Origin of the sequence: Nonomuraea angiospora (assembly GCF_014873145.1) — a bacterium.
In the GTDB taxonomy this organism is placed as follows: Bacteria; Actinomycetota; Actinomycetes; order Streptosporangiales; family Streptosporangiaceae; genus Nonomuraea; species Nonomuraea angiospora.
In genome coordinates this window covers 12,990,736-13,010,493 of sequence record NZ_JADBEK010000001.1, presented here as the reverse complement: position 1 = coordinate 13,010,493, position 19,758 = coordinate 12,990,736, and the positions used below count along the sequence as shown (strand labels likewise).

Here is a 19,758-nt window from a genome sequence, read left to right as displayed (position 1 = left end):
TCTGGCACCCGATCCACCGCCCCACCGACGGGAGCAGGCCGATGTTCTGGCGTTATCTGAAATCGCAGCTGGTCGTCCTGCTCTGCGGAGGGCTGGTCGGCCCGATCTTCGTGGTCGTCTACCTCGCGCTCGGCCCGGCCGAACGCGAGGAGATCCAGTGGATGTTCTACGTCGGCCTGCTGATCACGGTGTCCGACGTGCTGGTCGCGGTGGCTCTGGCCCGACACGGCGCGAAGGCGGCCGCCAGGACCGCCGCCCTGGAGCGGTCCGGAGTGCTGACGCTCGCCCGGATCACGGGCATGTCGGAGACCGGCACCAGGATCAACGACCAGCCGCTGATCAAGCTCGGGCTGCGCATCGAGGGGCCGGGGTTCGGGTTCGACACCCAGGACCGCGTGCTGGCCGGCGTGACGCGGGCGGGCAACTTCACCGCGCGCAGGCTCGTCGTACTCGTCGATCCGGCCACGCACGAGCACCAGATCGACTGGGAGCGCAGCGCCCTGGTGAACGGGCTGATGCCGGCGACGTTCAACCTGGCCGAGGAGAACAGGACCTATGACCTGAGCGGCCAGGCCGGACCGCTGATGGAGATCCTGCAGCTCCTCAAGGCCAACGGCATCCCGCTGAACGGCATGATGGACGTGCGCTCCAAGCCGGAGCTGCGCCGGCAGATCCAGGACGTGGTGCGCCGGGCCGCCGCTCAGCCGGCGGCCGGCGCCGCCTCGCCGGTGTTCCCGCCGTCCGAGCGGTCCGCCGCCCAGCGCCTGGAGGAGCTGGAGGCGCTCCGGACGACGGGGGCGATCACGGACGACGAGTACGCCGCCAAACGCCGGCAGATCATCTCCGAGATCTGAGGGCGCCTACTTCGACAGGTAGAGGGTCTTCCAGGTGCCCGCGTACTGGCAGACGAGGGACGGCTTGGCGGACTTGCCCTCGGCGCAGACCTTGAGCTCGACCTGGTAGACGTCCTGGTAGGAGAACGAGAAGCGCTTCGGGGTGCGGTAGGAGCAGTCGCGCACCGCGTGCTGCCGGAACGGCAGGTTGCTCCCGGAGCGGTAGGTGATGCGGAAGACCGCCCAGCCGCAGGTGGCGGCGGGCCGCGTGTGGTCGTACACCTTGCCCGAGACCCGGACGACGTCGGCCGTCGGCAGGTCGGCGTGGTCCTCCCCCGTGGCCGTCAGAGTGCCCACGGCGTGGGCGGCGCGCCCCGGCGCGTAGTACGGGCCCCACGCGGCCGAGTCCGCCGCGGTCGCGGCCTGGGCGGCCGGGGCGACGGTCGCGACGGTCGCGACGGCGGCGATGGTGGCGGTGGCGGCGATGGTCAGGCCGGTGAGGATGCGGGAGATCGTCATCGGGGGTCGTCCTTTCTTGGCGAGATGACGACAATGTGCGATAAGTCGATTTCAGCTGACTTGCCACCGAACGACGTACGCTTTCAAGCGCCTTGCGAGCCCGGCCGGGCGTTGCCGTCCTGGTAGTGGATCACGTCGCCGCCCGGCTCCCAGAACGTCTCACCGGCCTCGACCACGCGCTCCGGCTCGCCTTCGAGCTCGAACCGGATCGCCCCCTCGATCACGTAGCCGAAGGCCGGCCCAGAGTGGCGGTGCGGAGCGAGGCCGGGGCGGCCGGGAGACCACTCGACGCAGGTCAGGCCGTCACGTGGGGCACGGACGGCTCCGGCGGCAGGCCGCACCATCGCGCCAGGGCGGAACGCAGGCCGAGGACACGGGTGGCGGGATCCGCGGCGGTGCTCGCCCGGGAGGAGACGGCGGCTCGCTGTCATGAGTGGATCTTCATGGTACGACCGGGCGGGCCGCCGCGGCGGCCCGCCCGGTCGTGGGTCAGGCGGCGGCCTTGGCCATCAGCGCCACGGTGGCCTGGCGGGTGACGCCGCTCACCGTGACGGCGACCGTCACCTGCCCGCGCCGCAGCGCCGTCAGCGTCCCCGTCGAGGGGTCGAGGTAGGCCACGTGCCACGGCTTGACGCCGTCGCGGTCGCCGACGTACAGGTTGGGCGAGCCGGACCACGCCGCCGAGACCGGGTAGGCCGCGGGGACCGTACGGCTGCCCTGCTTGACCGCCGCCGTCACCGCGCCGGGCGCGCCGATCGCTACGGTCGCGGGGGCGGTGAGCACGAGGTCGTCCAGGTGCGGCCGGACCTGCGTGCCGATCCAGTCGGGCGCGTCGGCGAACCAGTTCCGCCGCACGTGCTCGGCCTCGGCCCGCGTCACCGGGTCGACGCCCCACAGCGACCAGCCGGTGAACCCGCCGTCGTCGGGCGCGGTCGCCGGGTTCTTGCCGGAGTTGCCGTTGATGAAGTACGGCACCGCGTCCACGTGCGAGGCGTGGAACGTCCCCACGTGCGCCCCGATGTAGGCGGCCCCCTTGCCGGTGGTGCGCTGGAAGTCCGCCAGCCAGCCCTCCACCAGGGCCGCCTCCTTGCGGTCGCCGAGCTGGCTGCCCTTTCCGGGCGTCGGGTCGCGCGGCGGCACGTGGAACAGCACCGCGACCGAGCCCACCGACGCGTCGCCGGCGGCCTTGTCCAGCTCGGAGCGGAGCATGGCCACCTGGTCGTAGCCGCCGCCGCGCAGGTTCAGGCGCGAGGTGTCCAGGGTGACGAAGCGGGTGCCCTTGTGGTCGAAGGTGCCGTACGTGTCGCCGAAGACGGCCTTGAAGTTGTCGATCTTGCCGCCCATGACCTCGTGGTTACCGGGAATGTAGTGATATTCCACGGTTCCGCCGAGCTCTTCGTCGAGGATCTTCTTGGCCAGCGCGAAGTCCTCCGGCGACGCCTCGTCCACCAGGTCACCGTTGATCAGCAGGAAGTCCGGCTTGGCCGCCTTGATCTCCCGCAGCGTGCGGCGCGCGTTCTTGACGATGTCGCTGTCCGGGTCGCGCGCCACGAACTGCGCGTCCGACATGACCGCGAACCGCCACGGCATCCGGCCCACGTCGGCCTTGACCACCGGATCGGCGACCTTCGGCGCGGCGGGGGCGGAGATCGACGGCGGCACCTTGGCCACCAGGCCGTCGATGAGGATCTCGTTGGTGTACTTCGCGTCCGCCTTGGTCTCGGCCACGTAGAAGCGCCGCAGCTTGAGCGGGTAGTTCACGCCCGGGGGCACGGCGAACTCGACGTACTTCCATCCGGTCCACGTCATGTACGGCCCGCGCAGGATCTGCGACTGGCCGAGCGCGTCGTAGAACTCCAGGCTGGGCCACTCGCCCTTGCCGGTGGAGTTGATCCAGAGCCCGAACGCCTGCGGCTGGCCGTCCACCACGATCTGCTGCGGCGGGCTGGCGTACGCGGCCCGGGTCGCGGTCGAGGTGGTGAAGTCGTAGGAGAGCTTCAGCCCTCCCCCGCTCTGACCGGGCGCGGCCGACAGCGAGCCGGTGGCGCGGGCGGCGGCGAACGTCCACTTCGCCGCGTCCTCGAAGTCGGCGACCGGCTTCTCCTCGAACCCGACGGTCACCGGCACCGCCGTGCCGATCTTGCCGACCTTGGCGGTGATCAGGCCGGACCCGACGGCCTTCCTGGCCTTGACGGTGAAGTAGCCCTGCTCGGCCGCGGTGACCTCGAACAGGCTCTTGTCGTAGTCGAGCGTGAGGTCGGAGGGCTCGACGGGCGCGGAGTTGCCGTTGCGGTCGTAGCCGACCACACCGAAGGTGGCAACACCGTCCGCCCCCGCCAGGCCGAGCCGGTCGGCGGTGGCGCCGAGCCGCTGGAGCGGCTGCAGGACGGTCAGGTCGATGGTGCCCTTGGCGCCGCTGCGGGAGGCGGTGACGGTGGTCTGGCCGGGCACCAGGGCGTGGAACCTCCCGTCGCGGACGACGCCGTGCACGGCCGGGTTGGCCCGCCACGACGGCGTGCCGGCGGCCGGGCCGTACGTCTCGTCGTATCCGGCGGCGGTCAGCCGCCGGGTGAGGCCGGGGAAGACGCGGTCGGGGCGGCCGCCCGCGACCGGGCCGACGCCGGGCGCCTTGGCGGGGTCGCTCGCGGTCTCCAGCCAGAAGCCCTTGAGCTTGCCGCTGCCCTCGGGCGCGTAGAGCGCGAGGCCGTTGGGCACGTGGCGCTCGCCACCGTCGGAGGGGCTGTTCTCCACCTGGACGTCGGCGGAGCCGGGCTCGCGGGCGAGCATGGTGGAGGAGCCGCCGCCGTCGAGGTTGAGGGCGTTGGCGGCGCCGAGATCGACCATCATGGCGGCGAGCTCGTTGAGCGTGACGCCGCGGCTGTCGACCTGGCGGCCGTCCACGGTCAGCAGGTACATCTTCCTGCCGTCGGCCGAGAACCCGACGGCGGTGCGGGGGTGCGCGGCGGGGTCGGTGGAGTTCTGCACGACCCCGTCCTTGACCAGCACCCAGTTGCCGCCCACGGCGGCCTTGACCTGGCTGCCGTCCGACGACTTCGGCTGGTACTTGACGTCCACGCGGTCGCCGGCCTTCAGGGCGGACAGGGCGGTGGCCCCGGCGTCGCGGCCCAGCAGGATCGTGGTCCCGGCGGGGATGGGGCCGGTGCCGGCGGACGCGCGTACCTCGGTGACCACCCCGTCCACCAGGACGACCTCGGCGACGGAGGTGGCGCCCTCGACGGCGCGGGCCCGGTTGAACGAGCCCCACAGCGGCGTGAACAGGCCGACGCCGCCGCTCTTCACGATCTGGTTGAACTGGGTGAGCGCGATGGGCGAGCCGCCGGCCGGGGTGGCGGTGCCCTCGAAGTACATCTTGAGCACGCGGCCGAGACCGTCGCCGGTGATCGCGACCGCGTTCTCGTGGCCCGTGACGGGCGACTGCACCAGGGAGCCGTCCTGCACGCCGATGCCCTGGGCGGCGCCGGAGTTGTTGATGTCGAAGAAGTCGCCGTTGACGGCCGCGACGGCGTGCGCGCGCTTGGCGGGCCCGGACAGCGGCTCGGTCTTGGACACCTCGCCGGAGTACAGGTAGTCGGCCTTCGCGCCGCCGAGGTCGGCGGTGACCGCGTCCGCGCGCAGCCAGCCGAGCGCGTCGTAGGTGTCGAACGAGGTGAGCGAGATGCCCGGCGCGACCGGCCGGGTCCTCTTGGCCGTCTCCAGCCGCTGCCCGGCGTCCTGGGCGAGCAGCGTGGAGGGCGGCGGGTAGGACGACGCCTTGAGCGCGTCCTCTACGGGGGGCGCGGGATCGGCCTGCGCCGGGGCCGCGGCCAGGGCGAGCGGGCCTAACGCGAGCGCCGCGGCTGTGAGGATTCTGAGGGACTGCACGACCGAACTCAATCGCTCGTGGATATAACTTTCAAGACTTGAGAGTGAACTAAAAGAAAATTTCAGATCTTGTCGGCCCTCCATCAGGGCTTGCAGGATGGTACGCGTGGATCGAGAGGCGCTCTACCGCGACCCGTATCCCGTCTACGCCCGGGCCCGCGCCGCGCCGGGGCTGACCTTCGTCGAGGAGCTGGACGCCTGGCTGGTGGCCCGGCACGCCGACGTGCGCGAGGTGCTCGGGCGCCCGGACGACTTCTCCTCCAAGGGCGCGCTGCGGCCCGACGTCATCCCGGACCCGCGGGCGTTCGCGGAGCTGGCGGGCGCGCCCGGCGGCGCCCCGGTGGTGCTGAGCACGGACGGCGAGGCGCACGCCCGCTACCGCCGGCCGCTCACCCGCGGCCTGTCCCCCGCCAAGGTGGCGGCGGCGCTGCCGTTCGTCCGGGCGACCGCGGGCGACTTGGTCGCGTCGTTCGCCAAGGCGGGGCACGTGGAATGGATGTCCGCGTACGCCAGGCCGCTGCCGGCCACCGTGATCGGCCACCTGCTCGGCCTCGACCCGGCCGACGTGCCCGCCGCGATCCGTGCCGGCGGCCGGGCCGAGGACCTGCTGTTCACGCCGATGTCGCCGGACGACCAGGTCGCCGCGGCCCGCGAGGTGGCCGCGCTGCGGCACCTGTTCGCGGCGCACGCGGCCAGGTCGAGGAGCGCCGAGAGCCTGACCGGCGAGCTGTCGCGCGGCCTGGCCCCCGGCCCCGGCGAGCCGACGCCGGAGCAGCGCGACGAGATCGTGGCCAACACCCAGAACGTCATGCTGGCCGGCCACCTGACCACGACCGCCCTGCTCGGCACCGTCGTGCACCGCCTGCTGCGCGAGCGCGGCCAGTGGGAGCTGCTGTGCGGGCGGCCGGAGCTGGCGGGCGCGGCGATCGAGGAGGCGGCCCGGTACGAGGCTCCCGTGCAGGGCTTCCGCCGCACCGTCACCAGGCCGCTGGAGCTGGCGGGAACCGCGCTCGGCAAGGGCGAGACGGTGTTCGTGTCGTTCGGCTCGGCCGGGCGGGACGAGGCGGTGTTCGAGCGGCCGGACGAGTTCGACATCGCGCGGGAGCCGGCGCGGCACCTGTCGTTCGGGCACGGCGTGCACGGCTGCCCGGGCGCGCTGCTGGCCCGCGAGCAGCTCAAGGTCACCCTCGAGCTGCTCGTACGCGAGCTGCCCGGCCTACGTCTCGCCCGCGAGGACGTCGTCATGGCGGCCACGCTCATCCACCGGTCCCCCGAGGAGCTCCACCTCCGCTGGTGAGTCCGGCTCCTCCGCCGAGCGCACGCCCGCGTGCAGCACCAGCGGCACGGCCAGCGCGACCGCCATGGACAGCACGGCCGTGCCCGAGTCGTTGACCAGCATGCCGACCACGCCGCTGACCAGCGCCCCGACGAGCCCGGCCCGCAGCATGGGCGCCCGCGCGAACGCCTTCGGCACGATGCCCGCGCTGATCTGACCGGGCCGCAGCACCGCGAAGATCAGGAACGCCAGGCCGGCCAGCACGATCGGCATGAGGTTCGGGGAGAGCATGGTGTTGAGCATGGCCCCGAGCTTGCGCCCGATCATGGGCAGGAACGTCCCGTCGATCACCTGCCCCACGAACCGCCCCAGGTGGGTCTGCGAGGCGGGCGGGCGCAGGTGGTCGAGCACCGCGATGATCGACACCGCCACCCCGCCCAGCGCGCAGAACGCGGCCAGCTTCACCACCGACACCCGCTTGCCCGCGACCAGCAGCGCGGTCACCGCGATGCCCGGCACGAACGCGATCACGCCGCCGAAGTCGCTGCCCACGCCGGGCCAGCCGGCCAGCAGCATCGCCCCCACGCCGAGCCCCGTCACCCCGGCCACGGCCAGCCGCTTGCGGCCGACGCGGACGAAGTGCTCGGCGGCCACGGCGGTGACCATCAGCACGGCCGTGGCCAGCAGCGCGAACGGGATGTTCGCCAGCCCGTAGTAGCGGCCGCCGACCACGGCGGTGTAGCCCATCAGGCTGTTGAACTGCAGCGTCGTCCCGGTCAGCAGGTCTCCCACGAGCACGGCGGCGGTGGTCGCCGCGACGGCCGCGGGCGGGCCCAGCGGGTGGCGCCGCCACGGGCCGCCCAGCGCGACGGCCGCGATGATCGCCGTGCTCGCCAGCACCCCGCCGATCAGCGTCGGCACCGGGTACGGGCTGCGCTCCCACGGCACCAGGTTGACCGCGTACGTGGAGACGGGGACGGAGGCCAGCACGATGGCGGCCACGCCGACCGCGCCCAGCCGCCTGCGCCGGGACAGCAGGAAGTAGGCGAGGCCGTAGAAGGCGACCTGGACGATGGCGAAGGCGGTGAAGAAGACGCCGGTCGTGCCGCGTACGGCGGTGCCCTTGAGGTCGGCCCTGCGCAGGTCGTCGATCGTGGTCCGCTCGCCCAGCTGCCACGGCAGCCCGATCATGGTGGCGGGCGGGGCGATGCCCATCGCGTCGAGGAGCGTGGGCGTGATGTCGGGCAGCACGACGATGTCCGCCCGCCGGGTGGAGTTGGCCCCCACCGACGGCCCCGCGACCTGGCCGTCCGGCGCGGCCGCCAGGCCCGGGCGCTTCCACATCGCCACGCGCAGGTGCGGCACCGATCCGTGGTCGCCGATCCCGGCCAGCACGATCTCGGTGTCCGGGGGCAGCTTGTCCAGCGCCGCGCCGACCTTGGCGTCGGCCTCGCGGACCAGGGCGCGCCGCCGCTCCGGCGCGAGCAGCTCGGGCTCCAGCGGCAGCTTGCCGTCCACGATGTACGGCTTGACCAGCACGTCGACGTCCACGGCCAGCATCCGGCAGCGCGTCCAGTCGGCCAGCCCGGCGGGCTCGGCGGCGTACAGGTCGACCTTGCCCGTCCGGTCGGCCAGGGCCAGCGCCGCGCCGGGCCCGACGGCGGCCGTGCACTGCCCGGCGGCGTGCACGGCGGTCCCGAGCGTGCCCGCGTAGGTCCCGTCGCGCAGCTGCAGCAGCCCGGGGACCTCGGAGACCACGGCCCCGGACCCTTGCGCGACCGGCTCGGGCGGCATCCCGCACCGGCGCCCGACCGCCGACCGCACGCCTGACGCGACGGTCAGCCACCCGTCGTACGCGCAGGTCACGGTGCCCACGGCCTTGACCGACAGGGACCCGATCCCGCTCTGCCCGGCCAGCCGCCACAGGCGGGGCGTGTCCGCCGGGTCGAGATCGTCCCACATCAGCCCCGGCACCCCGATGAACGCCACCGGCCCTCCGGCGTCCTCCTGCCCCGCCTGGGACGAGGCCGCCTGGGCGGGCGGGGCGGCCCACCACAGGGCGGACGACACCAGGAGCAACAGCACCCACCTCACCGACCAACCCCCGCTCTTGTTGGAAACGCCCGAAACCCTACCGGTCCGGGGGCTCAGGCGAAGGGCTTCACGACGATCAATCGGCTCAGCGCCGCGTCGTACTCCGGGTCGAGCCAGTAGTCCGAGTGCCAGCGGGCCTCGGGCAGGGGCTCGCCGGGGGCGGGCCGGTGCGGGTCCCAGCAGAACACGTCCACGCCGTTCGGGAATGATCGGGGGGCCAGGGGGTCGACGCGGCCGAAGACGGGCCCGCCGATGGGGTCGCTCAGCCGGTAGAGGTTGTACCAGGGGACGGCGGCGCGTACGGCCGACAGCCCGCCGGCGCCGAAGTAGGCGGGGAAGAAGGCGGCGTACAGGCGGCGCAGCGAGTAGGACAGGTTGGCCAGCGCGAAGAGCAGCAGGAGCAGCCACAGGGCGATCGTCTTACCGCCGGAGGTGAGGCCGCCCCACGCGTACGCCTCCCGGTGGCGGGAGTCCGGCACGTCCGCGTGCTCGCCGTCCGGCGGCCCGTCGGTCCACCAGCGCCGGTAGAACCCGGTGGTGCCGTCGCCCGCGACGATCCAGGGGTGGGGGTGGTTCAGCATGCCCTCGGGGGGTGTGCCGGAGACGCCGTGGACGCGCAGCTCGGTCACTCCCGAGCGGGTCTCGTCGAGGAATCCGTCCATGCCGACATGGTCCGCCCGGGTGTTCATCACGTACAGTCACGAGAATGTCACACGTCCAGGGTGTGGCCTCACGAGACGGTGACGCCGAGAAGGTGCCCGAGCCCGAACGTCACGGCGGCGGCCCCCGCGCCCAGCGCGAGCTGGCGCAGCCCGCCCAGCCACCACGGCCGCGCGGTCATGCGCGCCACCACCGCCCCGAACCCGAACAGCGCCAGCACGCTCACGATCATGGCGACCACCAGCCCGGACGCCCCGAACAGGAACGGCACGAGCGGCACCAGCGCCCCGGCGGCGAAGGCGCAGAACGACGACGCGGCGGCCACGTACGGCGAGGGCAGGTCGTCGGGGTCCACGCCCAGCTCCTCCCGCACGTGGACCCGCAGGGCCTGCTCGGGATCGGCCGACAGCCCCTCGGCCACCTTCCGCGCGAGGTCCTCGTCGAGCCCCTTCGCCCGGTACATCGCCGCCAGCTCCGCCTGCTCCCCCTCGGGGTTGCGGGCCAGCTCCCGCCGCTCGACCGCGATCTCCGCCCGCATCAGCTCGGTCTGGGACTTCACCGAGGTGTACTCGCCGGCCGCCATGGAGCAGGCGCCCGCGATCAGCCCCGCGACCCCGGCCACCACCGCGCCGCGCCCGGCGCCGGCCGCGCCCACGACTCCGGCGATCAACGCGAGGTTGGACACCAGCCCGTCCATCGCCCCGAAGACGGCGGGCCGCAACCACCCGCCGGTGACGTCACGGTGACTGTGGTGCTTCTCCGGCGAATAAGGCTGAGTCAGCTCAATAGTCACGAAAGTGCCTCCATTCCCATATTTCATTGGAAATGTAGGCATAGATCATCAAGATCCGCAACGAAGGAGAGGCTTCCCTGACCTGCGAAGAAGCCCCCTCACGGGCGGCGCCCGGGTGCCGGGCGCCGTCGTGAACCGGTCAGGCGTGAGCTGGGGCCGGAGCGGTGCGCTCCGGGGCGCGGATGAGGCTGACGCAGTCGTCGATGGCCTCTTCCAGCAGGCGGCGCAGCAGCGTGTCCGGGTCCGGGATGCAGGCCTGGACGATGCCCACCACCGAGAGCTGCACCGCGTTCGGCGCCGCGTACCGGCGGAAGCCCTTCTCCGTGATCCGGGCCGCGCGGCTGAAGCGCCGGGCCTGCTCGGCCGCGTGCGGCACCTCCTCCATCGCCCGGCGGCTGCGCTCGCCGAGCTGCCCCGGCGGGGCCCCTTCGAGCCTGGCGATCATCTCCTCGGCCGCGAGCACCGACACCGCCAGCGCGAGCTGGCGCTCGGCCGCCGCCACCGGCAGGGCCGTCGTGGCGCAGCGCAGCGCGATGCGGGCGTCCACCCTCAGGTCGTCGCTGGTCAGGCCGATGATGGTCGGGACGAGGTGGACGAGCTGGGCGCGGCTTTCGTCGCTGGTGTTGTCGTTGACCAGGCGGGCGAGTGCGGCCAGCAACGGGTGGGTGCAGGCCGGGTGGTCGCTCCACCGCTCTCCGGCCAGGTAGGAGGCCAGTTCCATGAAACAGGCACCGCGTTTCGGATTGCGATGTCTGCCGCGGGACAGGACCGGCATGTGATCAAGGTGATTGTCCACGGGTGCTCCACTGCTCCACGCGATCGCCGTCCATCCAGTTTGCGCTGTCGCGATCGCCAACGCCAGTGATGTACGTTCTTCGTCCTGAATGTTCCCCCTACCCAAGCCGTCCCACCTCTATCCCGGGTGGGTTTTGGCGACGAACACCGCCACCGTGCGGGCCGGGACCGTGAGCGTGCCGGTGTCCGGGTCGAAGGCGGACTCCCGGACGACCGGATCCCCTGAGGCGGCCTGCACGGGGTGCAGCGCCACCGCCCGCCCCGCCAGCCGCTCCATCGGCTGGGCCTGCGCGGCCGGGGTGGCGTTGAAGACCACGGTCACCGACGACCAGCGCGGGTCCAGCCCGGACGTGTCCACGTGCATCGCGATCACGCCGTCCGCCGCGTCAGCGAACGTCAGCCGCTCGCGCACCTGCGATCCCAGCGCGAACGCCGGCGACGAGGCCCGGATCCGCAGCAGCTCCCCGAACCCGGCCCGGCACTCGCCGATCGCCGCGCACCCCGGGAGCAGGGCCGGATCCGCCAGCAGCGGCCCGGCGTAGGGCCATCTGGACTCGTTGTCGGCCTTGGGCGGCAGCCCGCCGCCGAACCCGTTGCCCAGCGAGCAGTCCCACAGCAGCCGGTTGAACCAGTCGCCGGAGTCGAAGGAGTTGCGGTCGAGGGACTTCGAGCGCAGCCGCTCGCTGCCCGCGTGCACGAACGCCGCCCCCTGCGCCAGCAGCACGGTGGCCAGCGACAGCACCTGCATCCGCACCCGGTCGGCCATCGGCGTCGGCTGCGGCAGCTTGTAGGCCAGCGCGTCGAACAGCGTCTCGTTGTCGTGCGCGTCCACGTACGACACCGTCTCGCCCGGCTCGGCCGCGTACCCGGCGGGCGCGCCGTTGAAGTCGATCTCCGAGCCCTTCTTCCCGGAGGGCAGCACGTAGTCGCGCAGGTTCCCGGCCAGCCCCAGCTTGATCAGGTCGGTGTAGCCGGCCAGCCGGGCCCGCTGCTGCTCGGCCGTGCCGTTGGCCGGGGCGCCGTTCGGCGCGCCCGCCAGGCCCGAGCCGAACCCCTGCACGCGCGGGTCGGCGTCGAACGGGGCGCCGCCGCGCACCGCGTCCCGCAGCCGGTCGTTGAACGTGCCGATGCCGGTCCCGGCCAGGTTGGCCTGCGTGGCCTGCTCGAACCTGGCCCCGTCGGCCACCTCGCCGAAGTTCCAGCCCTCGCCGTAAAGGATGATCGACCTGCCGTCCACGCCGTCCCGCTCCACGGTCAGCTCGTCGAGGGCGCGGCGGACGGCGAGGAGGTTGGCCTTCGGGTGGTGGCCCATGAGGTCGAAGCGGAAGCCGTCGATCTTGTACTGGCGGGCCCAGGTGACGACCGAGTCGACCACCAGCCGGCCCATCATCGTGTGCTCGGGCGCGGTGTTGGGGCAGCAGGTGGAGTCGGCGACCGCGCCGTCCGCCAGCAGGCGGTGGTAGTAGCCGGGCACGATCGGGTCGAGCACGCCGGTGGAGTGGGTGTGGTTGTAGACCACGTCCATCACCACGCGCAGCCCGGCCCCGTTGAGCGCGGCGACCATGGCGCGGAACTCCTTGGTCCGCTCGTCGGGGTCCGTCGCGTACGAGCCCTCGGGCACGGTGTAGTGCAGCGGGTCGTAGCCCCAGTTGAAGGAGTCGGTCGCGGCCGTGCGCGCCACGCACTCCTGCTGCCGCCGCGAGTCGGGCGGCAGCGCGGCGAAGTCACAGTCCGGGTCACAGGCGGGCTCGGTCCTGTCGGCCCGGCGCTCGGGCACCGTGGCGAAGTCGAACACCGGCAGCAGGTGCACGTGCGTCAGCCCGTCCGCCGCCAGCGCCCGCAGCTCCCGCGTCCCGGCGGAGTCGAGGCCGAAGGCCGCGTACGTGCCGCGCAGCCCGGCCGGGACGGTGGCGTCGGAGGCCGAGAAGTCGCGCACGTGCAGCTCGTAGATCGTCGCCCGGTGCAGGGGGACGGCCGGGGGCTTGGCGAGCCGGTCCCAGCCGGGCGGCTTGAGCGCGGGGCTGTCGAGGTCGACGAGCCTGCTGCGCCCGCCGTCCGGGGTCACCGCCAGGCCGTACGGGTCCGTGACCTCGTTCGTCCCCGAGTGGAGGGTGACCAGGAACGTGTACTCGCGACCCCACCAGGCCGGCAGCCCGCGGACCGACCAGACGCCGGTCTCGTCGTCGCGCCGCATCGGGTGGACGCTCCGGCCGGGGCCGTACAGGGCCAGCTCGACCTTGCGGGCGGTCGGCGCCCACAGCGACAGCCTCGGGATCACCCGTCCCCTGGGGCCGAGCGGCGCGGCGGCGGCCCCGGCGTAGAGGTCGTCGAGCACGCCGGGGAGCTGCACGCCCGTCGCCGCCACGAGCTCGCCCGAGCCGTCCCGCGCCAGGGCCAGGACCCGCTCGCGCAGCGCCTCGCGGACGAGATCGGCGTCGCGCGGGTCCACCTTCAGCGCGGTGTACGACGCCAGGTGCGGCCAGGCGCCGCGCTGCTCGTCGCTCAGCGTCCCGGGCGAGAGCCGGATGACCCGCTCGCCGCACGCCAGGGTGTGCTCGAACGACGGGTCGACCTGCCACGCGACCGTGTCGCGGTCGATCCAGTGGGCCCTCGCCTCGCCCTCGCGGATCACGACGCTTTGCAACCCTTTCTGGAAATTTCTGAAACCGCTGGGACCGCTCCCCGACCGGAGGGCCGGCGGGCGCGCGGCCGGCAGGGCTCCACCATAGGAGATCACCTGCGAAAACGTCGGGGAACCCGCGGTGCGGCGGCCGATCCGCCGGATCCGTGGATCAAGGTAACAACTTGCAAAACCTTACGTACCCATCTTTCAAGGAGCGTCACCTCGGCGTAACGTCCGGCGTGTTCCCCCTCCGGAAGATGAGGAGAAGGACATGCGACGACTCTTACCCGCCGCAGCGGTCGTTGCGGCACTCGCCCTGGCGGTCTCCGCCTGCGGCGGCGGGACTACGGCACCCCCGGCCACGACCGTCTCCGATCCGTCGAAGGTCAGCGGCGAGATCACGTGGTGGGACACGACGCGGCCGGACAGCGAGGGGCCGACGTTCCAGGCGTTGATCAAGGCGTTCGAGGCGAAATATCCCCAGGTCAAGGTCAAGTACGTGAATGTGCCCTCCGACCAGGCGCAGGGGCAGTTCCAGACCGCCGCGCAGGCGGGGGCGGGCGCGCCGGACGTGATCCGCTCGGAGGTGGCCTGGACCTCGCAGTTCGCGTCGCTGGGCTACCTGCAGCCGCTGGACGGCACGCGGGCGGTGGACGACGAGGCCGGCTTCCTGCCGGGGCCGCTGAGCAGCACCAAGTACAACGGCAAGACGTACGCCGTGCCGCAGGTCACCGACACCCTCGCCCTGCTCTACAACAAGCGGCTGCTGAAGCAGGCGGGGCACGAGGCGGCGCCGAAGACGATCGCCGAGCTGAAGCAGACCGCGCTCGACGTCCAGGCCAAGACCGGCGCCGAGGGGCTGGCGCTCAACGTCGACTCCTACTTCCTGCTGCCGTTCATCTACGGCGAGGGCGGCGACCTCCTCGACGTGGCCAACAAGAAGATCGTGGTGAACTCGCCGGCGAACGTGCGGGCCATCCAGACCGTGGCCGACCTGATCAGCTCGGGCGCCGCACCCAAGCCCGCCACGACGGAGAGCTACGCCAACGCGATGACCGCCCTCAAGGAGGGCAAGGCGGCGATGATCTACAACGGGCCGTGGTCGTTGTCGGAGATCTACCAGGGCAAGGAGTTCAAGGACCGGAAGAACCTGGGCATCGCGCCGGTCCCGGCCGGCTCGGTCAAGGCCGGGGCCCCGACGGGCGGGTGGAACCTGGCGATCTACGCGGGCTCGAAGAACATCCCGGCCGCCTACGAGTTCGTCCGCTTCATGACCACGGCGGAGGCCCAGGCGAAGATCGCCAAGGAGATCAGCCTGCTGCCGACCCGTACCTCCGCCTATGCCGATCCCGACGTGCAGGGCAACTCCGACGTCGTGGTCTTCAAGCCGATCATGGACACCGCCGTGCCGCGGCCCTGGATCCCGGAGGGCGGGCAGCTGTTCCAGCCGCTGCTGGAGGGCTACCAGGCGCTCGTCGGCGGCAAGTCCGCGCCCGCCGACGTGCTCAAGAAGGTCGACGAGCAGTACCGCGGGATCATGAAGGACTGGGGCTGACCGGTGGCGGTCTCGACCGGACGCGTGGCGGCCGCGGGCGAGGGGGCTCGTGGCCGTCACGACAGGCCAGGGCGGTTACGGCGCGCGCTGTCGGCCCACTGGTACGCGTGGGCGATGATCGCGCCGGTGGTGGTCGTGATGGCGGTGCTGATCGGCTGGCCGCTGGCGCGCGGGGTCTACCTGTCGCTGACGGACGCCACCGAGGCGAACATCGGCCGGACCATCGGCGTGAACGTCATCCCGGCCACCTACGAGTTCGTCGGCCTGGACAACTACCTGCGGATCCTGACCTCCGGCCTGTTCTGGGACAAGCTCGCCTGGACCGTCGTGTGGACGGTGGTCTGCGTGGGCCTGCACTACGGCATCGGCCTCGGCCTGGCCGTGATGCTCAACCGCCGGCTGCGCTTCCGCTCCGTCTACCGCGTGCTGCTGATCCTGCCCTGGGCGGTGCCCGCCTTCGTGGCCGCCTTCGTCTGGCGCTACCTCTACAACAGCGACTACGGCGTGATCAACGGCTTGCTGAAGGCGGCCGGGCTGCCCGCGGTGGGCTGGCTGGACGACCCGACCACGGCCAAGATCGCGGTGATCGCGGTGAACGTGTGGATCGGGGTGCCGTTCATGATGGTCGCCATGCTCGGCGGCCTGCAGTCGATCCCGGCCGAGCTGTACGAGGCCGCCGAGGTGGACGGGGCGAACGCGTGGCAACGGTTCCGGGCGATCACCCTCCCGGGGCTGCGCCAGGTGTCGTCCACGGTGATCCTGCTCGGCACGATCTGGACGTTCAACATGTTCCCGATCATCTTCCTGGTGACGCGGGGCGGCCCCGGAAGCGAGACCGAGATCCTGGTCACCTACGCCTTCCGCGAGGCCTTCACCGGCGTGCGGAACTACGCGGGCTCGGCCGCCTGGGGCGTGATCATCCTCCTCATGCTGGTGGTGCTGGCGATCGGCTACCGCCGCACGTTGCGTAGTCAAGGAGATCCCTGGTGAGCACGACGACGCGCACGCACGGGCCAGGGCGGGGGCGCGAGCGCGGGCAGGGGCGGGGGCAGGGGCGGGGGCGCGGCGAGCGAGGCCCGCTGGCCTCGATCGGCCTGCACGCGGGCCTGCTGCTCGCCGTGGCCGTCTCGCTGTTCCCGGTCGTTTGGCTGGTGCTGACCTCGCTCAAGCCGCGCGACAGCTGGCTGTCGGCGGAGCTGCGGCTCTTCGACCACTCCTCGCTCGACAACTACGTCCGTGTGCTGAGCGCGACCGAGTTCCCGCGGTGGCTGCTCAACAGCGTGCTCGCCGCCGGTCTGACCATGCTGGGCGGGGTGTTCCTGGCCGCGACCACCGGGTACGCCGTCAGCCGCTTCCGCTTCCCCGGGCACCGCTCCGTGATGTGGCTGCTGCTGATCACCCAGATGTTCCCGGTCGCCATCCTCATCGTGCCGCTCTACAACCTGATGGCCGGACTGGGGCTGCTCAACCAGATCCCCGGGCTGGTGATCGCGTACATGACGATCTCCGTGCCGTTCTGCGCCTGGATGATGAAGAGCTACTTCGACACCGTGCCGGTGGAGATCGACCAGGCCGCGATGGTGGACGGGCTGACCCCGTTCGGCACGTTCTGGCGGGTGGCGCTGCCGCTGGCGCGGCCGGGGATCGCGGTGACCGCGTTCTACTGCTTCATGACCGCCTGGGGCGAGGTCGGCTACGCCACCGTGTTCATGTCCCAGGAGGACAAGCGCACCCTGGGGGTCGGGCTGCAGCAGTTCGTCGGCCAGCACTGGTCCGACTGGGGGCTGATGACCGCCTCGGCCGTGCTCATCGCCATCCCGGCGGGCGCCGTCTTCCTCCTCGTCCAGCGCCACCTCGTCACCGGCCTCACGGCCGGCGCGACGAAGTCCTGAGATGGCCGGATTTTTTCGGATAGTGGCTCACCGGCCACTGGTGACGGTCAGGCAGCGCTGGCAATAATTGCAGACGCCGCATAAACGCGGACGCACTGCAATGGAGGGTTTTGTCATGCCTGTCGGGCTTCTCGCCCTGGCACTCGGGGGCTTCGGCATCGGGCTCACCGAGTTCGGGATCATCGGTCTGCTGCCGGAGGTCGCGGCGGACTTCGGCGTCAGCGAGCCGGTCGCCGGATATCTGGTCTCTGGTTACGCGCTGAGCGTGGCCGTCGGCGCCATCGGACTCACCGCGGCCATCGCCCGGTTCGACCGCAAGAAGGTGCTGCTGGCGCTGATGGTGCTGTTCGCCGCGGGCAACCTGATCTCCGCGATCGCACCGGTCTACCCGGTGCTGATGGCGGGCCGGGTCGTCGCGGCGCTGTGCCACGGCGCGTTCTTCGGCGTCGGATCGGTGGTCGCCGCCGACATGGTCGCGCCGAACCGGCGGGCCGGCGCCATCGCGCTGATGTTCGCCGGGCTGACCGCGGCCAACGTGCTCGGGGTGCCGCTGGGCACGCTGCTCGGCCAGCAGCTCGGCTGGCGCTCGACGTTCTGGGCGATCACGGTCATCGGCCTGGTCGCGCTGGCCGGGATCCGGCTGCTGGTCCCGCCGACGCCGGCGCCCGCCAGGACGAGCCTGCGCGGCGAGCTGGCCGCGTTCCGCCGGCCGCAGGTCTGGGTCTCCACCGCGGTCACCGTGCTCGCCTTCGGCGGCATGTTCGGCGCGTTCACCTACATCGCCTTCACGCTCACCGAGGTCAGCGGCTTCGCCGCCGCCACGGTGCCCTGGCTGCTGGTGCTGTTCGGGACCGGCACGTTCGCGGGGAACTTCGTCGGCGGCAAGCTCGCCGACCGGGCGCTGAACACGTCGCTGGCCGCGATCCTGGCGCTGCTCACCGCGGTGCTCGCGGTGTTCGCGCTGACCGCGCAGAGCCAGGTCATGACGGTCGTCTCGCTGCTGCTGATGGGCGCGGTCGGCCTGGCCACCGCGCCCGGGCTGCAGCTGCGGATCATGCGGTACGCCCAGGACGCGCCCACGATGGCCTCCGGCGCCAACATCGCGGCCTTCAACGTCGGCAACGCGCTGGGCGCCTGGCTGAGCGGGCTGGCCCTGGGGGCCGGGTTCGGGTTCGTCTCACCTCTCTGGGTCGGCGCCGGGATCACCCTGGCCGGACTCGCCGTCCTGCTGGCCGGCTCGGCCCTCCCGAACCGCGGAACGCCGGCCACCACCGAACCGGCCCTCCCGGACCACCGGACGCCGGCCACCACCTGATCGACCCTCCCGAACCATCGGACGCCCGCCATCTCCTGATCGACCCTCCCGAACCATCGGACGCCCGCCATCTCCTGATCGGCCCTCCCAGATCACCGGGCACCGAGCGCCGCCTGACCACGGGGCCTCGCACCCGCGCAGGCGCCGCGTCGACGGCGGCCGAGGGGGCGGACCGAGGGGGCGGAGGCCGGATCGGGTGGGCGCGGGCTGTCACCCGGTGCGGACGGTGGCCGAGCCGTCATGACGCCCGCCGCCTCCGGCACTCCTGGCCCGCAGCAGCCGGGATGGCCCTGGACGGCGCGGCCCCAGCAGGCGGCTGAGAGGCGCGGGCTGCCGGACCGCCGGACGCCGAGTGCCGTCGGCTCGGCCGATCGGACCGCCTCGCCCATCGGACCGCCTCGCCCATCGGATCCGGCACCCTAGCCCGCCGGATCCGGCGCCCCGGCCCGCCGGCAGGTGGCGCGGCGCCCGGAGACGGCGAGGCGGCGGACGGACGCGGAGAGGCGGCGGACGGAGGCAGCGGGGCGGCGGACGGCAACCGCGGAATTGGGACCGGGCGGCACCGATCACCCGAAGGCCGCGAACTCCGTCACAGAGGCGCCCGCCTCACGAGGACCCGGCCCTCGGGGACCAAGGCCGACCGCTCCCACGTCCAGGTCGGCACGGTGATCATCTCGGCGGGGCCGGGGATGGCGACGGGCGTGTCCAGCAGGACGGAGTGCGGGGTGAGCCGCAGCCCGCCCTCGGGGATGACGACGCTCTCCAGGGGCGTGCGCAGGCTCGGGCCGTCCGGCTCGTCCAGGTCGCTGGGCACCCAGGTGTCCTCACCGGCGAAGGCCGTGAACGCCAGCGCGCCGCCGGGCGCCGCGCCGGAGTGGCGCAGCGTCCCGGCGGGCAGCCAGCCGTGCTGCCCGGCCGCGTACGTGATGCCGGAGACGCACAGCTCGCCCTCCAGCAGCACGAACTCCTCCCCCGCCAGGTAGTGGCCGCGCCGGGGCCGGGCCCAGCCGGGCGGGAAGCGGACGAGCGAGGACATGCCGTCCAGCCGGGTCTGGCGCACCGGCAGGTTGGAGCCCGGGATCAGGAAGTCCCGGGTGGGCAGCTCCGCGTCGAGCAGGTCGATCAGCACGTCAGCGCCTGCGCCGCCGCTTCTTGAGAATGGAGCGGACGGTCAGCGCCGCCACGATCAGCACGATCTGGCCGCCGAGCACGATGCGGTTGACGTCGACGGCGGGCCGCCAGCTGACCTCGCCGTCCTTCAGCACGTAGACGCCCGCGGGCGTGGCGCTAAAGCCGAAGCCGCCGCCGCTGCCCCCGCCCTCGCCGCTCTCCCCCTTGCCCCGGCCGTCCCCGCCGCCGCCCCCTTGGACGATCCGGGCGACCGGGATGACGACGACGTCGCCCTGCTGGACGGGCTCACCGAAGACGCGCTTGACGGTCGCGGCGTCCTTCGCCTGCTCGACCACCTTCATGATGTCCATCCCACCATCGTCAACCACGGCTCGCCCCTCTCGCCACCGG

16 protein-coding genes are annotated in these 19,758 nt (G+C 72.5%); 6 read left to right on the top strand and 10 right to left on the bottom strand.

The annotated features are described in order from the left end of the window. Positions 1-41: 41 nt before the first annotated feature. A complete protein-coding gene (locus H4W80_RS59585) occupies positions 42-854 on the top strand; it encodes an SHOCT domain-containing protein (protein ID WP_192793106.1) in 813 nt (270 codons plus the stop codon). Between the two features lie 6 nt (positions 855-860). Here the strand turns inward: H4W80_RS59585 and H4W80_RS59580 are convergent, their stop codons facing one another. The 3 genes from H4W80_RS59580 to H4W80_RS59570 form a co-directional block, all read right to left on the bottom strand. Continuing rightward, a complete protein-coding gene (locus tag H4W80_RS59580; RefSeq protein WP_192793105.1) occupies positions 861-1,352 on the bottom strand; it encodes a hypothetical protein in 492 nt (163 codons plus the stop codon). A gap of 83 nt (positions 1,353-1,435) precedes the next feature. Further along, the gene (locus H4W80_RS59575) at positions 1,436-1,696 is read right to left on the bottom strand and encodes a cupin domain-containing protein (RefSeq protein ID WP_225964305.1); all 261 of its coding nucleotides are present in this window, start codon (positions 1,694-1,696) and stop codon (positions 1,436-1,438) included. A gap of 145 nt (positions 1,697-1,841) precedes the next feature. Then, positions 1,842-5,234: a phosphodiester glycosidase family protein gene (locus tag H4W80_RS59570; RefSeq protein WP_318787592.1), complete on the bottom strand. Its 3,393-nt coding sequence runs from the start codon at positions 5,232-5,234 to the stop codon at positions 1,842-1,844. A 106-nt stretch (positions 5,235-5,340) separates the two neighbouring features. On the opposite strand from H4W80_RS59570, the gene H4W80_RS64260 reads away from it, so the two are divergent. After that, complete coding sequence (locus H4W80_RS64260; RefSeq protein WP_318787591.1) at positions 5,341-6,531, top strand: cytochrome P450; 1,191 nt, start codon at positions 5,341-5,343, stop codon at positions 6,529-6,531. Here H4W80_RS64260 and H4W80_RS59560 read toward each other — a convergent pair. The 5 genes from H4W80_RS59560 to pulA form a co-directional block, all read right to left on the bottom strand. Continuing rightward, the gene (locus H4W80_RS59560) at positions 6,451-8,595 is read right to left on the bottom strand and encodes an alkaline phosphatase family protein (protein ID WP_192793102.1); all 2,145 of its coding nucleotides are present in this window, start codon (positions 8,593-8,595) and stop codon (positions 6,451-6,453) included. The two genes, H4W80_RS64260 and H4W80_RS59560, sit on opposite strands and share 81 nt — an antisense overlap. Before the next feature lie 62 nt (positions 8,596-8,657). Next, on the bottom strand, positions 8,658-9,266 hold the full coding sequence (locus H4W80_RS59555; protein WP_192793101.1) for a hypothetical protein: 609 nt from the start codon (positions 9,264-9,266) through the stop codon (positions 8,658-8,660). A gap of 68 nt (positions 9,267-9,334) precedes the next feature. Next, complete coding sequence (locus tag H4W80_RS59550) at positions 9,335-10,057, bottom strand: VIT1/CCC1 transporter family protein (protein WP_318787590.1); 723 nt, start codon at positions 10,055-10,057, stop codon at positions 9,335-9,337. A gap of 139 nt (positions 10,058-10,196) precedes the next feature. Next, positions 10,197-10,778, bottom strand: coding sequence for a hypothetical protein (locus H4W80_RS59545; RefSeq protein WP_192793099.1), 582 nt, complete (start codon positions 10,776-10,778; stop codon positions 10,197-10,199). Positions 10,779-10,970: 192 nt separating this feature from the next. Continuing rightward, entirely contained in the window at positions 10,971-13,484 is a 2,514-nt protein-coding gene (pulA, locus tag H4W80_RS59540) for a pullulanase-type alpha-1,6-glucosidase (RefSeq protein WP_318787589.1), read from the bottom strand. Between the two features lie 262 nt (positions 13,485-13,746). On the opposite strand from pulA, the gene H4W80_RS59535 reads away from it, so the two are divergent. The 4 genes from H4W80_RS59535 (at position 13,747) to H4W80_RS59520 (ending at position 18,237) form a co-directional block, all read left to right on the top strand. Then, the gene (locus H4W80_RS59535) at positions 13,747-15,030 is read left to right on the top strand and encodes an extracellular solute-binding protein (RefSeq protein WP_192793098.1); all 1,284 of its coding nucleotides are present in this window, start codon (positions 13,747-13,749) and stop codon (positions 15,028-15,030) included. A gap of 3 nt (positions 15,031-15,033) precedes the next feature. Beyond that, entirely contained in the window at positions 15,034-16,020 is a 987-nt protein-coding gene (locus H4W80_RS59530; protein ID WP_192793097.1) for a carbohydrate ABC transporter permease, read from the top strand. Then, entirely contained in the window at positions 16,017-16,922 is a 906-nt protein-coding gene (locus H4W80_RS59525; protein ID WP_318787588.1) for a sugar ABC transporter permease, read from the top strand. The genes H4W80_RS59530 and H4W80_RS59525 overlap by 4 nt, the downstream gene beginning before the upstream one ends. Positions 16,923-17,037: 115 nt before the next feature. Next, positions 17,038-18,237 (top strand): MFS transporter, encoded by a 1,200-nt coding sequence (locus H4W80_RS59520; protein WP_192793096.1) that lies wholly within the window; start codon positions 17,038-17,040, stop codon positions 18,235-18,237. A 589-nt stretch (positions 18,238-18,826) separates the two neighbouring features. On the opposite strand, the gene H4W80_RS59515 is transcribed toward H4W80_RS59520, so the two are convergent. Next, entirely contained in the window at positions 18,827-19,366 is a 540-nt protein-coding gene (locus H4W80_RS59515; RefSeq protein WP_192793095.1) for a cupin domain-containing protein, read from the bottom strand. 1 nt (position 19,367) lies between these two features. Then, positions 19,368-19,718, bottom strand: a complete 351-nt coding sequence (locus H4W80_RS59510; RefSeq protein WP_192793094.1) for a spore germination protein GerW family protein — start codon at positions 19,716-19,718, stop codon at positions 19,368-19,370. Positions 19,719-19,758 lie beyond the last annotated feature (40 nt).

Excerpts from the sequence above, each read along its gene's own strand:
- H4W80_RS59585 (WP_192793106.1), top strand. The coding sequence starts at position 42 with ATGTTCTGGCGTTATCTGAAATCGCAGCTGGTCGTCCTGCTCTGCGGA.
- H4W80_RS59545 (WP_192793099.1), bottom strand. The coding sequence starts at position 10,778 with ATGGAACTGGCCTCCTACCTGGCCGGAGAGCGGTGGAGCGACCACCCG.
- H4W80_RS59580 (WP_192793105.1), bottom strand. The coding sequence starts at position 1,352 with ATGACGATCTCCCGCATCCTCACCGGCCTGACCATCGCCGCCACCGCC.
- H4W80_RS59510 (WP_192793094.1), bottom strand. The coding sequence starts at position 19,718 with ATGGACATCATGAAGGTGGTCGAGCAGGCGAAGGACGCCGCGACCGTC.
- H4W80_RS59555 (WP_192793101.1), bottom strand. The coding sequence starts at position 9,266 with ATGGACGGATTCCTCGACGAGACCCGCTCGGGAGTGACCGAGCTGCGC.
- H4W80_RS59575 (WP_225964305.1), bottom strand. The coding sequence starts at position 1,696 with ATGGTGCGGCCTGCCGCCGGAGCCGTCCGTGCCCCACGTGACGGCCTG.
- H4W80_RS59535 (WP_192793098.1), top strand. The coding sequence starts at position 13,747 with ATGCGACGACTCTTACCCGCCGCAGCGGTCGTTGCGGCACTCGCCCTG.
- H4W80_RS59520 (WP_192793096.1), top strand. The coding sequence starts at position 17,038 with ATGCCTGTCGGGCTTCTCGCCCTGGCACTCGGGGGCTTCGGCATCGGG.